Source organism: Paenisporosarcina sp. FSL H8-0542, from assembly GCF_038632915.1.
GTDB lineage: Bacteria > Bacillota > Bacilli > Bacillales_A > Planococcaceae > Paenisporosarcina.
Genome location: NZ_CP152050.1, coordinates 2,458,090 through 2,470,876, shown reverse-complemented (window position 1 = coordinate 2,470,876; position 12,787 = coordinate 2,458,090). Strand labels below are relative to the sequence as shown.

At 34.7% G+C, this 12,787-nt stretch carries 16 protein-coding genes; 13 read left to right on the top strand and 3 right to left on the bottom strand.

Going from position 1 to position 12,787, the window contains the following annotated elements; all coding sequences use genetic code 11:
• Window positions 1-44 precede the first annotated feature (44 nt).
• Window positions 45-548 (top strand): DUF2716 domain-containing protein, encoded by a 504-nt coding sequence (locus MHH33_RS12720; protein WP_342541926.1) that lies wholly within the window; start codon window positions 45-47, stop codon window positions 546-548.
• 88 nt (window positions 549-636) lie between these two features.
• Window positions 637-1,008, top strand: coding sequence for a hypothetical protein (locus MHH33_RS12715; protein WP_342541925.1), 372 nt, complete (start codon window positions 637-639; stop codon window positions 1,006-1,008).
• Window positions 1,009-1,239: 231 nt separating this feature from the next.
• Here the strand turns inward: MHH33_RS12715 and MHH33_RS12710 are convergent, their stop codons facing one another.
• The gene (locus tag MHH33_RS12710; protein WP_342541924.1) at window positions 1,240-1,752 is read right to left on the bottom strand and encodes a DUF3231 family protein; all 513 of its coding nucleotides are present in this window, start codon (window positions 1,750-1,752) and stop codon (window positions 1,240-1,242) included.
• A gap of 308 nt (window positions 1,753-2,060) precedes the next feature.
• Between MHH33_RS12710 and MHH33_RS12705 the strand changes: the two genes are divergently transcribed.
• From MHH33_RS12705 to MHH33_RS12680, 6 genes are all read left to right on the top strand, one after another.
• Window positions 2,061-2,498, top strand: a complete 438-nt coding sequence (locus tag MHH33_RS12705; RefSeq protein ID WP_342541923.1) for a hypothetical protein — start codon at window positions 2,061-2,063, stop codon at window positions 2,496-2,498.
• Window positions 2,499-2,664: 166 nt separating this feature from the next.
• Window positions 2,665-3,024, top strand: coding sequence for a hypothetical protein (locus tag MHH33_RS12700; protein ID WP_342541922.1), 360 nt, complete (start codon window positions 2,665-2,667; stop codon window positions 3,022-3,024).
• Window positions 3,025-3,210: 186 nt separating this feature from the next.
• Complete coding sequence (locus tag MHH33_RS12695; protein ID WP_342541766.1) at window positions 3,211-4,488, top strand: IS110 family transposase; 1,278 nt, start codon at window positions 3,211-3,213, stop codon at window positions 4,486-4,488.
• 464 nt (window positions 4,489-4,952) lie between these two features.
• Window positions 4,953-5,516 (top strand): hypothetical protein, encoded by a 564-nt coding sequence (locus tag MHH33_RS12690; RefSeq protein WP_342541921.1) that lies wholly within the window; start codon window positions 4,953-4,955, stop codon window positions 5,514-5,516.
• 102 nt (window positions 5,517-5,618) lie between these two features.
• Window positions 5,619-6,128 (top strand): GNAT family N-acetyltransferase, encoded by a 510-nt coding sequence (locus MHH33_RS12685; RefSeq protein ID WP_342541920.1) that lies wholly within the window; start codon window positions 5,619-5,621, stop codon window positions 6,126-6,128.
• Between the two features lie 209 nt (window positions 6,129-6,337).
• Window positions 6,338-6,670, top strand: a complete 333-nt coding sequence (locus MHH33_RS12680; protein WP_342541919.1) for a DUF3139 domain-containing protein — start codon at window positions 6,338-6,340, stop codon at window positions 6,668-6,670.
• A 366-nt stretch (window positions 6,671-7,036) separates the two neighbouring features.
• Here MHH33_RS12680 and MHH33_RS12675 read toward each other — a convergent pair whose 3' ends face one another.
• Both MHH33_RS12675 and MHH33_RS12670 read right to left on the bottom strand, forming a co-directional pair.
• On the bottom strand, window positions 7,037-8,017 hold the full coding sequence (locus MHH33_RS12675; RefSeq protein WP_342541918.1) for a DUF4179 domain-containing protein: 981 nt from the start codon (window positions 8,015-8,017) through the stop codon (window positions 7,037-7,039).
• Window positions 7,998-8,534, bottom strand: a complete 537-nt coding sequence (locus MHH33_RS12670; RefSeq protein WP_342541917.1) for a sigma-70 family RNA polymerase sigma factor — start codon at window positions 8,532-8,534, stop codon at window positions 7,998-8,000. The genes MHH33_RS12675 and MHH33_RS12670 overlap by 20 nt, the downstream gene beginning before the upstream one ends.
• A 373-nt stretch (window positions 8,535-8,907) precedes the next feature.
• Between MHH33_RS12670 and MHH33_RS12665 the strand changes: the two genes are divergently transcribed.
• The 5 genes from MHH33_RS12665 (at window position 8,908) to MHH33_RS12645 (ending at window position 12,469) form a co-directional block, all read left to right on the top strand.
• Window positions 8,908-9,393, top strand: coding sequence for a hypothetical protein (locus MHH33_RS12665; RefSeq protein WP_342541916.1), 486 nt, complete (start codon window positions 8,908-8,910; stop codon window positions 9,391-9,393).
• A 125-nt stretch (window positions 9,394-9,518) separates the two neighbouring features.
• Window positions 9,519-9,953 (top strand): hypothetical protein, encoded by a 435-nt coding sequence (locus MHH33_RS12660; protein ID WP_342541915.1) that lies wholly within the window; start codon window positions 9,519-9,521, stop codon window positions 9,951-9,953.
• A gap of 354 nt (window positions 9,954-10,307) precedes the next feature.
• Window positions 10,308-12,014, top strand: coding sequence for an S-layer homology domain-containing protein (locus MHH33_RS12655; RefSeq protein ID WP_342541914.1), 1,707 nt, complete (start codon window positions 10,308-10,310; stop codon window positions 12,012-12,014).
• A complete protein-coding gene (locus tag MHH33_RS12650) occupies window positions 12,001-12,249 on the top strand; it encodes a DUF3006 domain-containing protein (RefSeq protein ID WP_342541913.1) in 249 nt (82 codons plus the stop codon). Before MHH33_RS12655 ends, MHH33_RS12650 begins: the two co-directional genes overlap by 14 nt.
• 37 nt (window positions 12,250-12,286) lie before the next feature.
• The gene (locus tag MHH33_RS12645; RefSeq protein WP_342541912.1) at window positions 12,287-12,469 is read left to right on the top strand and encodes a hypothetical protein; all 183 of its coding nucleotides are present in this window, start codon (window positions 12,287-12,289) and stop codon (window positions 12,467-12,469) included.
• Window positions 12,470-12,787: the final 318 nt, after the last annotated feature.

The following is a 12,787-nucleotide window of genomic DNA, read 5'->3' as shown; positions in this document are numbered from 1 at the left end:
GTCATAATAATCCCTATTAAGACATCCTAAAGGTGGGAAATTAAATGAAGAATTGGATTGAATTATCCTCATTAGAATATAGGGAAGTATGGGATAGAATATATGATAAATTTAATTTCAAACCAAGTGTGTCGAACTTCCCATCTTTTGAAGTGCCAAGTCCATTTATCACTTATGATACATCCTTATATTCAAATGGGTCAGTAGATATAGATACTTATAATGAGATTTATAGTGAATTAGAGGAAAAGTCATTGCTTGTCTTTCAAGAACGCATACAGAAGAATGAATATTTGTATGCATTAGATTGGCATCATCCTTGTTATTGGATAAACCCACATTTAGAATTTCTGAAAAATGAATTTGATGAATGGACAGTACCTATCTATCCAGATGGTGATTATTACTTTTTTATTCATAAAAATTTCGAATGGGGATTGTTGGGACACCCTTGGGAAAAAACCATAACTATTTTTGGGATTGAATTGATTAAGGGTTTTGAAGAACATCAACCGAGAATGTTTCAAAAGATACTACGTCAGGGATAATTTTAACCTTATTGAACTAACGGGGCAGGCTAGTTCAACAAGAAAGATGTTAAAATGTAAATTAAAGAGTTGTTATAAGGTGGTCTTTATGATAAAAAATATTGGTTTAATTACAGATGAGTTGCAGAATTTTTCATTTGCAGATATAAAGTGTATTTCAAATTTCAATTTGAGTTTTCAAAAGGAATTCAATGTTCATAGTTCTTTACTTGATATTGATTTTATTATCGAAGGAAATGGTAATGGTTATCTTGTTCAATTTCGCTTCCACAACACACAGAGTATCAGCTTTGAAAGTGGTGGGCTTTATCATCAAATTTCTTTAAATATTGAGGACATAACAGAAAGAGGTTGGGAGAAGATGAAATTTGAAGTGGAAGACTATGAAGAAAATACACTTCACTTTTTTTGCTCCGAAATCGAAATACTTTCTATATCAGAGACCAATTATGTTATTTAGCCAATCTTCAACTAACGGGTGCTTTAGTTCAACAAGACCATCATTTCGATGGTCTATTTTTACGTTCAAAACATCAAGTAGTTTTCGGCGATACATTGTGAAATGTTACACTTAAACTAACGGGGCAGGTTAGTTGAAGATGAGAATGGGAGTTTTTATGTCGCATTTGACACATTATATGTACTAAGAAAATTAAAAAGGGCAATCAAATATAGATTGCCCTTGGAATTATTATTGTTTATCTGGAAAGTCTACATGTAGTGGTGGAGGAACAAGCCAACCTTTACTTTTATTCAATCGTAACAATTTGGCACCTAGTTGAACTTTATTCAGATGGAATTGACCATACATTAAACCGATATCTTCTCTTATGGACGTTCCCATAGCTTGACTGCAAGCAACTAAACCTGCAGCTACATTCATTGAAAGTGAAGCGCTAATTTCAGGATCGTAAAATCTTGCACCAGGTGGAATGTCCTCTAATCTAGCTTCCGGACGTTCAGGTGGTGCTGGAGGAAGCCCGACGCCATTTACTTTTAATATCTTTTCTAATTGCTTATTTTCGTCTTTCATACTGAGAATAAATTCTTCAATTAGTTTTGCTAAATCTTGGTCACCAGTGTGGTTAATAAACGTTTGATATGCAGCAATCAATCCATTGTTTGTAGCCATATTTGTCCAGACACCGAACACTTCACCATAATGTAACGGTTCATCTTTTGGATTTCCACTTAATATTCCCATAATCACACTCCCTAACTAATAGTAATTTTTTTCATACAGTTACTAGAATGTCCAGAGTATAAAAGATTATTCAACTGTATGGAAAATTTAAGTTATATGTACAGTAAAGTTTAATTCGTAGTTCAACCATAATGTGTAATAAAAGAGAAGGTGCTTATTCAACTAACGGGTGCTTTAGTCAAAGAACATCAAGCTGATTAAGCTGTCCTTTTTCTTCTTGAACTAACGGAGCAGTTTAGTTCAATAACGTCGAATACATTTTAAATCCTATGCTTGAATAAGGGGCTGATGTTTTGGTACAGGAAATAGTGATAGAAGTTGATTTGGCCTCATTAGAGAAGAGGACAAATATTATGGGCAATATTTTTTTTACTATTGATTATCATCGTTACTTTCCAGAACAAGACTGGTCAGACTTTGTAGTTATCATTTTATCTTGGTGGATTAAATCCTGTAAGGGGATTATTATTTCTGAAATTGGAAGAACATATGACTTTGATTTTATGGATGGCTCTCCCATTGTCTTAGCTAAGAAGATAAGCACTGACAAAGCTGAGCTTTCATTTTACGAAAATAATTCATCGAAAGTCCTCTTTAAGGCAGAGTGTACCATTAAACAATTAAGAGATAGTTTACTGCCTACTTCAAAAAAGGTAGTTAGGGCAATAGACAGAGAAAAGTGGGATGATGATAATAGTAAAGAATTAAAAGATTTGGTGAATTCCTTAGAAAAGTACCCTCTTTGACGTTGGAGATGAACCTGAAAAAGCATCTTAATCTTCTTCAACTAACGGGTGCTTTAGTTAAAGATCATCGGGCTGCTAGGGTAGCTCTTTTTCTTATTCAACTAACGCAGCAGGTTAGTGAATCATACAAAGAAACATACATTCATAACGGAGGAGGAACGCTAAATTGAAACTGATTTGTAAATTATGTAATTTAGATGTTTCCAAAGAAGTATTGGAGTTAAAAGACTTGAATTTACTGAATAGAAACGATCGTCAAGATTATATTCCAGAAGGTTTTTATATAGTACATGATGATGATAATTTCATTCCAAGACATAAAGGCACTATCATAATAAACATTAAGGATTTAATCAATTCAAACTACCATTCAGATGAGAGAAGATTAAACGGTTGTTGCGGTTATGATGGTTGTGATGGCATGAATAGGGTTTGTAAATGTAATCACGAAATAGGTACAGAATGTTCTGACTGTTGGATGCCTCATTACATTGCATTAAATCCAGACTTGGTGAAATTTATTTAGAAATCTAGTGTTGAACTAACGGGTGCTTTACTTCAATAAGGTGGAGTGAAGCCTTTTTTCTTATTGAACTAACGGGGCAGCATTCCTGTTTGAAGGATTTGTGCCATCTTGAAAGAAAAAAAGCCCTCTAGTATGATGTGAGTGTCAACGACCATTGACCCATCAGCTAACTAGGAGGACTTCTCTATGCAGTTTAAATGCAATGAAAAAATTAATCAAGTGACTGAAAATACACTCGTTGTCGGTATGGATATTGCCAAGCGTGTTCATTATGCGTGCTTTGTCGATGAACGAGGGCGTGTGATTGAAAAATCCTTTGCAGTAAATCAATCAAAAGAAGGCTTTGAAAGTTTGTATGAAAAGATTCGTCAAACCATGAAGGAAGCTAAGAAAACAGACGTTATCGTTGGAATTGAGCCTACAGGCCACTATTGGATGAACTTGGCTTATTTCTTAGGTAACTATGGCATTCCACTCGTCATGGTAAATCCAATGCACGTCAAACGTTCGAAGGAACTGGACGATAATTTACAAACAAAGAACGACAAAAAAGATGCGTTGGTCATCGCACGCTTATTGAAGGATGGCCGTTTTAGTTATCCACGTTTGTTAAAAGAGGTAGAAGCTGAACTTCGTATCGGATCTACTCTCCGTTCAAAGTTAACGGAAGATTTAGCGAGTATTAAAAATCGAATCGTCCGTTGGCTTGATCGCTATTTTCCAGAGTTTACTCAAGTCTTTCCGTCTTTTGGAAAGATGGCGTTGGCGGCATTGGAAATGACTCCATTTCCACAGGATATTGAAGGGAAAACAGCTGAGGAGTTGGTTTTTCTATACCGTGAGGTAGAGGGTATGAGAACGCCACAGTTGCCGAAAGCAAAGCTTCTCATTGAAGCTTCGACTAACTCAATCGGCCTGAAAGAAGGAGAAAAGATGGCCCGACATGAAATCGCCACGCTCCTACGTCAGTATCGCTTATTAGAAACCGAAATTGCCTCTGTAAATAATCAATTAGCCGAAATGGCACAAACAACAATGGAATATGAGTTACTCAGTTCCGTTCCTGGTTTAGGAGATGCGACGATTGTTGATTTACTTTCTGAAGTAGGGAGCTTTTCACTTTATGAAAATCCACGCCAACTTATCAAACTAGCGGGATTAACACTACGTGAAAACTCGTCTGGTCAACATAAGGGACAAAAACATATCTCGAAAAGAGGGCGAAAGAAACTCAGATATATCCTCTTCAAAGTAATAGTTCCACTCATACGTCATAACGCGGCGTTTAAACAGCTTCATGAATACTACACAACACGCAAACAAAATCCCTTACGGGGTAAGCAATCAATGGTGGTCTTGTGCGGTAAATTACTGAAAGTATTACATGGCATATGTAAAAAGAAAGTCCATTTTAATGAGCAGTATATGATGAAGGATCTTTACTGCCTCTCAGAGGCAGCGTAAACATTTCGATGATCGATTTATGACAAGAAGGATGACACGGAGAAGCCAGCAACATAACTAAACTAAGACCATGAGTCCCCGGGGCAGCTTAGCAGGCCTCTGCCTTATGAATAGACCAAACGAAGGAATGTAAGCGCACTGACGCTAAGAGACATGGGAGGGTCCGTCATCATAAGTTTCGCAGAGATCCATTGTGCATCACATAATGGCAAAGAAAAGCTAATGATTTCCATTAGTTTTAGCGAAGCGTACTCTTAAGTTGGTAATAAAAACTATATATTCAAATCTATGTTTATTGAAACCGTCAAAAATATTTTTCCTCACATCACGAAGTGATGTAAACCGTTGATACATCAATGTTTATAGAGGGAGGTTAGTTATATAAGCTATTAACAATATCTATACTAACGGATTGTGGAACAAGGATAAACGAAGTTAGAAGTATGGGGAAAGGTGAGATCGAAATGGAGTTCAAATATTATCTTAGTGGAATTGGCTGGGCTACTTGTATTGTTGAAGTAAATGCACAAAAATTAGAATTCACCACAAGTTATTTAACTAATTGTTTAGATGATTTTCTTAAGTCATTAATGTATTTAAACTCTTTTTGTGTCCCAAAAGATGAGGTAATGAAAAAAACTAAGTGTGAATGGGAAGGTGAGCCAGAGGGAATTGTTTGGTCTTTTGAATTAAAAGAAAACCAAATACTTTTTATTGAGGTAGTGCATTATGAAGAATTAGGCAGCAAAGATAACTCTCAAACACTAATTAAAACTGAATATCCATATGATGAATTCTTAAGAATTGTTTTAATTGAGTTAGATGCCTTAATTAAAAGACACGGAATTATTGGCTACAGAGAACAATGGTATGATTTTGATTTCCCCTTGAGTACCTTCCTTAAACTGAAGCATTATACAATTAATAAGCAGAAATACCCTGTGAAAAAAGTTTCAGGAGAGCTTGATGAAGAAACAAGAAGTAACTTGAAATATGATTCTGAATTATTGTTACAAAAAATCAAATAAGTCTTATACGGGTCCTTTACTTCAATAAGGAGTGAAGCCTTTTTCTTATTGAACTAACGGGGCAGGTTAGTTGAACAAAGAAGTCTATTGGGGGATAGAAAAATGGATACTAAAAACAACAATATACACTCCATAAAAATTAGAAATTTATGCATAGATGACTATGAAATTGTTTTAAATTGGAGTAAGGATGACATTTTTTGTTCAGCGAATGGATGGGAGAAAAATAGAAGTGAAGAAGAATTATATAGATGGTGGCTTAATTGTATAAGTAATGAATCTGAAGATTTTGTTCGAATGGGAATAGAATTGGAAGAAAGGTTAGTTGGGTATGCAGATTTAGCCTGTATTAAAGATAATACAGCTGAATTAGGTATTGCAATTGGCGAGAGTACATTATGGGGAAAAGGAATTGGGGCTAATTCTATTCTATGTATGATGAATTACGCTTCTAAAAATTTAGGAATTACAATTTTTAATGCAGAAACTCACGAAGAGAATATTCGTTCCAGAAAAATGCTTGAGAAAATAGGATTTATAGAGATAAGTAGGATTGGAAATGAAGAATACTTAGGAACGGAAAACCAATTAATACAATATAGATTTAAATAAATATGCTTCTATTTCTTATTCAACTAACGGGTGCTTTAGTTAAAGATCATTAGGCTGCCTTGGCAGCTTTTTTTCTTATTCAACTAACGAGGCAGTTTAGTTCAAATAATTATTAGAGAAAAAAGCTACTTAATATCTCATTTGAACTGTACCCCTAATAGTGGCCACATAAGGAATAATAAAATTTTTAAAAAGTGGAGGTTGGAAGAATGAAAAAAAAATCAGTGATTATAAGCATCGTTTCACTAGTAATTATTCTGGCTGCTGCTGTTGGAGGTTATTATTACTTAACACCACGGGCATCAGTAGAAGAACAAATGGAAAAAGATGTGCGGGAATACCTTTACACAGAACGGGGATATACTGAGGAAGAAATTCGCGAAGTTGATATTAGATTTGACGCTCTGAAAGAAACGGGGATTCAACGCTATAAAGCTATTGTTTATTTTTCAGACGAGCCAGAAACTGATTATGGATTCATGTATATTGATGGGGAAATAGCACCGGCCTATATTGGCAATGGCAAACACAATCCGGAATAAGTGGTTGTGACTAAAAAAAGACTGTATTACCGAATAAACGCAAAAAAAAATCGTATAATTGCAATAATTTTGGGGATTTGCATGAGTTGTTGAACTAATGGGTGGCTTTTTTACAATAAAATTTATCGGTAGTGAACCATCTGTTGAATGCTTACACTGGGAATATATAGATATATATGGACCGTAAAATTAATCTGTCTAATTCAACTAACGGGTGCTTTAGTTGAAGATCATTGGTCTGCTTAGTCAGCCCTTTTGCCTATTGAACTAACGGGGCAGGTTAGTTGAATAAGCATAGTTAAAAATCGGGGTATATAATACAAAAAATCCGAACTAATATAAAGGAGTTCGGATTTTTGCATCTGGTTAGTCTAGGTTGATTTTTAATGCTTCTAGCTTTATTTCTTTGTCTCCTATTTTAAAACTTGTTTCTACGGTTATAAAATCATCTGCATTTCCACTATTCATATCAAAGATTGCTTTTGAATGAGAAAGAGAGTTTTGAAGCAATTCTTCTCCTTTTGAATCGTAAATTTTTAGATGGAATACTTCTCCTTCAACTCCTGCGGTACTTAGGATGTTATAAGAGAGAATAGCATTGGTTTGCCCAACATTGATGGATTGAAATTCGATTTGATACTTTCCATCTTCAGAAGCAACAGTTTGCCCAATAGCATATTGTTTTGATGGAAGTTTTTCAATTGCTAGATTAAATGCCCATTCACCACGAACACCAGCAATATGTGTAAAAGTAATCGGAAGAGTTAGGGAGCTTTCAGCAATTGAATTGGGATTTTTTAAAATAAGTGCACCTACATAACCATCACCTTCTTTTGTTAAAGAACCCATAGTCCCTGGCCAAGTAGATGTATCTTTGCCATCAAACATTTCATACGTAAGGCCAGATTCAGGACTGCTTTCTCCTCCAATAGAATCAGATAAGGTTTCACCAGTTGCTTTAAACGTTAATCCGACATAGGAACCATCATAGAAAATCGAAGTAATCACCATTTCTACGCCATTATTTTGGGCAGTTTCGTTTATTTCAGTGATGAGTTGTTCTGAAGCTAATTCCTGTCCCATTTGCCAATGATATTTCTCATATATACCTCCAATAAGTGGTACTTGAGCTAAAACATTTGTAACGGGAGAAAAAATAAATCCAGAAGTAAGAAGCAGAGCAGCTGCTGTAGATGTAAAAAAAGAAGTACGTTTTAATACGCTCGTGAGCTTGTTAGTTTTACGGAATTTTTCGCCTCGTTCAATTCCTCTATCAATCGCAAGCATCATTTCATCTTTAGGTAGTTCAATATCATTTGTAGAAGAATCAAATAAATTTTTTTGCATAAAATTCATCCCCTAACGTTTTTTTTAATTCCAACTTTGCTCTACGTAAATAAGTTTTAACGGTTGCTTGTGGCTTATTAAGTACATTAGCAATTGTTCGAATCGGTAACTCATAGTAATAGAAAAGCGTGATAACATTGCGATAATCTACACTTAGGGAGGCGAGTGCGTCGGATAAATCAATTGATGCATCTGGTACTTGATTAGCCTCTAATAGAAATAAGATCGTTTCTTCTGGTAGATGAATCAATTTCTTTTTACGCTCCAATTCCTTATACGCAATACGAATTAAGATTTTTACGAGCCATGTACTAAAATAAGCAGGTGATTTTATTTGGTGAATGGAAATATAGGCTTTAAAAGTAGCTTCTTGTAATACATCAAGAGAATCTTCTTTGTTACGCATGTGAATAAAAGCAATTTTATATAACTTTTCACTTTCAAATTTGAGTAGTTGTTCAAATGCTTGTTTATTTCCAGCTATGGCTGACTCGACTAATTCGGTTGAATACGACATGTAGCAACCTCCTTTCACTTATTAGAGGCAGAAGGAATAGAATAAGTTTCAAATCTAATACATTCATTAAGTTTTATTATTATAATTGTATTTATTAAATGAATCATTAGGTTATTATATTTGAATTAATGACAGGAGAAACTATTAACTGTGGAGAAATCGAAGGTATAACTAAAGAAAGGTTAAATAAGTGGGGTAGAAAATACATCATTAACTATTCTTAATAATAACGAAAGTACGTGGGATTGTACGCAACATTTGCCTGAATAAGGAAATTCTCTTGTTCAACTAACGCAGCAGGTTAGTTCGATAAGAAAAGCGATAAAAATAGGTATAAGAGATATTGTTAATTACGTTCCAGAGGGGGTTACTAATGAATTCGATCAAAGAAAAATTAGACGTATTACATAATATGATAAAAGAAGTGAATGGGATAGTAGACTTTGATTGGTGTGTAAAATTGTTTTACCCTTATTATGAGCACTTTAACGACGATAATTTGAGATATAGGGGGGGTTCCCTTATTGCTTTTTGGGGTCTTTTGATAGACTGGGAAGACCGAAGTGGATTTCCATTCTATATAGGTATAGAAGGATACAACAGACACTATTTTGATAAGTACCTCAAAGAGTTTCTAAAACATTCTTCCAACATTAAAAATCAATATCCAAACATTTATTTTGTTATTATTCAAACGCTAAATCATTTAGATAAAAGAGAGGATTTTGAAGGTAAATTTCCTAATATTCCAAGTGACCTATTTAGTACCGTTAGAAAAGAATTATTGCAGATTGATGTTCAAAGAATAAACACTGAGATTTATCGAAATGCCTTTAGAGAAGCTGGTATGTCTTATTAAACTAACGGGGGCTTTACTTCAATAAGGAGTGAAACCTTTTTTCTTATTGAACTAACGGGGCAGGTTAGTTTAATAAGGGAACAAGCTGTTATGATAATAAGAAGTTTAAGAATGAAGGTGAACTGATGGAAAATATCGCTAAATACTATATAACCTTTGGAGCTGACATAGGAGATGTAAATGCAGGTAAAGCCGTTTCACCTCACCTTTATGAATTAAGGAAATTAATCTATAGGTTTTGCGACAAAATTTATTGCGAAGAGATAGATGAAATTGCACCAATTCTACGTGTAGATGGTGACTTGGCGTACTGGGGATTTGAAGGTTGTGAGAAATTACGACTTAGCAAAAAGTATCGATATATTACAATAGATGTTGGGATGCCACGGTCAAGATGGGAAGGTATTAATGCAAAAAATATCAGAATTTATCTTATTGATAACCTAAAAGAAGCATTAGAGTTAATGGTAAAAAGATTAAAAAAAGAAAAAAACAAGGTAAATGAAAATGAATTATGGACTGATTTTGCAAAAGTAGAAAGAGATTTCTTATTAAACTAACGGTTGCTTTAGCTTAAAAAACAGAGATGAAAACTAGATTACTAAAAATTATAACCAGAGAAAACACTGAGAAAATAATCAGTGTTTTTTTTTATTACTTTCTGTCAGAAAACCACAAAAAAAACCGTTAAAAGCGATGCTAATATCATATCGTTTTACATTGCTGTTTGAGACTCGATTTTGTGTTTTGCACCTCTGAAGAGAACCCCTTATTCTTAGGAGAGATTCTTTTTTTTTTTTTGATTAAAAGGAAATAGTTTGCCATCAAAGCGTTAAATTTGTAATTTCATAGACTTGTCTATTTCCAAGTATTACAATTAAGATAAAAAATTGGATGGGAAAGGATATGAACAATTGAAAAAAGTATTTTCTTTACTAATAGCAATACTTTTGCTCTTAGCAGTGTTGCCAAGACAAGACGCGTCAGCTGCATCATTCTCTGATGTCACTCCGTCATACGGATTTTACGGGGAGATCATGTTCCTATTAGAAAAAGGAGTCATTAAGGATAGTGCTCGCTATGGAGTAAACGAAAAAGTAACTCGTGAAGAAGTTGCGGTTATGGTTTCTAAAGCGGTAGGACTGAATGGAACACAAACCACAACACCATTTAAAGATGTTCCAAAATCATTAGCTTCATCCGGTTATATTAACTCGGCTGCGAAGGCACAGATTCTTCAAGGCTATCCCGATGGGAACTTCCAACCTAAAACCATCGTAAATCGTGATCAAATGGCGATTTTCTTAGCTAGAGGTTTCAATCTTAACACAGAATCAACTAAATCATTTAAAGATATTTCAGTAAACATGGCTTCATATGCCTCCATTAAAAAAATTATTGAAGCAGGAATAACCGCTGGGTATCCAGATGGTACGTTTAAACCCAATGATACGTTAACAAGAGGTCAAATATCGGCATTCCTAGCAAGAGCGATGGGATACAAAGCTACTACGGCTAACGTGATGAAAGTTCATTTTCTAGATGTTGATCAAGGTGATAGTATTTTAATCCAATCTCCAAATGGAAAGAACATGCTGATTGATGGCGGGAAAAAATCAGAAGGTACAAAAGTGGTAAGTTTCCTTAAATCTAAGGGCGTCTCTAAGCTAGATTATGTAGTGGCTACGCATCCAGATGCTGATCACATCGGGGGCTTAATTTCTGTCCTAAACTCCATCTCTATAGGTACTTTCGTGGATAGTGGCAAAGTTCATACTACTGAAACCTATAAGGAAATGCTGAACTTGATTGACGTGAAAAATATCAAGTATATAGTTCCTTCTGTAGGTGATAAATTACCCGTGGATTCGTCCATGAATGTACAGGTGTTGAATGCGGCTGAAGCAAGTGACGATAACAATGAAGCATCTATTGTTTTAAAAATGACGTATGGCTCGGAATCGTTTTTATTCATGGGTGACGCTGAAACTGCTACAGAAGCAGAACTAGTTCAGAAATATGATATGAAGGCGACTGTGCTGAAAGCCGGTCATCATGGATCCAACACGTCTACTTCTCAATTATTCCTAAATGAAGCAAAACCAGTAACCACTATTTTGTCATACGGTAAGGATAACTCTTATGGCCATCCTCATTCGGAGGTAATGAACCGTTTGAAAGCCATAGGTACGAAAATCTATAACACAGTAGACTATTGCGACATAACAGTTACAACTAGCGGTAAAGGACATACAGTTGCAAATGTATGTAAACCAACGACAAGTCCAACACCAACACCGACTCCAGTACCACAACCAGGTACATCTTCAGTGAAAATCGTTAGCAAAGATTTATCTGGAGAAGTGGTAGGAATTAAAAATACAGGTACAACTACTGTTAATCTCAATGGATGGACATTGCTTTCTGTACAAGGTAATCAAACATACAAATTCTCAAGCTATAATTTAGCGGCAGGAGAAACGGTATATGTAACAAGCGGTCCTAATGCCAAGTCAGTTACAGGTTATCTAAAATGGACAACTGCAAACATTTGGCTTAACAGTGGAGATCCTGCTAAACTTCTAAATGCTCAAGGGGCTGTTGTGAGTGAACTCAATTAAATATACGTTAGACCGGTATGAAAATGACCTGGCCGTATTCCTTTTAAAAGATGATGAATCCATCGAAAAGTTAGTACCTACAATGGAATTACCTGAGAGAATAAAAGAAGGCGATATTGTCGAAATGGAATTTGCCGACAACGGCTCGATCCAAACGCTAACTATTTTGAGAAACGATACACAAAAAATGAAATCTGATATAGAACATTTAATTAACAAATTAAAGAATAAATAAGCGTGTTTTACTTTTGGGTGTGTAAGGAGGAATAACTATGTCATTGTCAATGAAAATTGCTCTTGATTCTTTAAATGAAAAGAAGGGCGACATTGATATGGATGAATTGATGTTTGTTTTCACCGTTTTGAGAGACAACGCAAAGTATGATGATGTACATGAGCTTTTAGATCGGATGATTAAAGAACAACATAATAAATTTCTAAACAAGAAAAAGTGAACCTTTCATAATTTGTCACTTATGCTATAACTTATGTCCATTGGGAATTGAATTTATAAGAAATGTTAAAAATAAAAGTAATTTAATTGAATAATCTGTTTATATCGTTCATCTTTCTGAGGGTTTTTTAGTATAAGAAAGTATGTGTGAGGAATTGTTTTTGAGCCAGATAAATTAGTATTTAGATTGTACAGTGAAAAATAAGGATATTAATTACTATGAATAATGACCAAAAACTCATAAAAAGGGGAAAATTAATGAAGTTGTTAAGAACGGTTGATGCAGCAAAGAAAGATATTAAAATCCTTCAATCTTTTG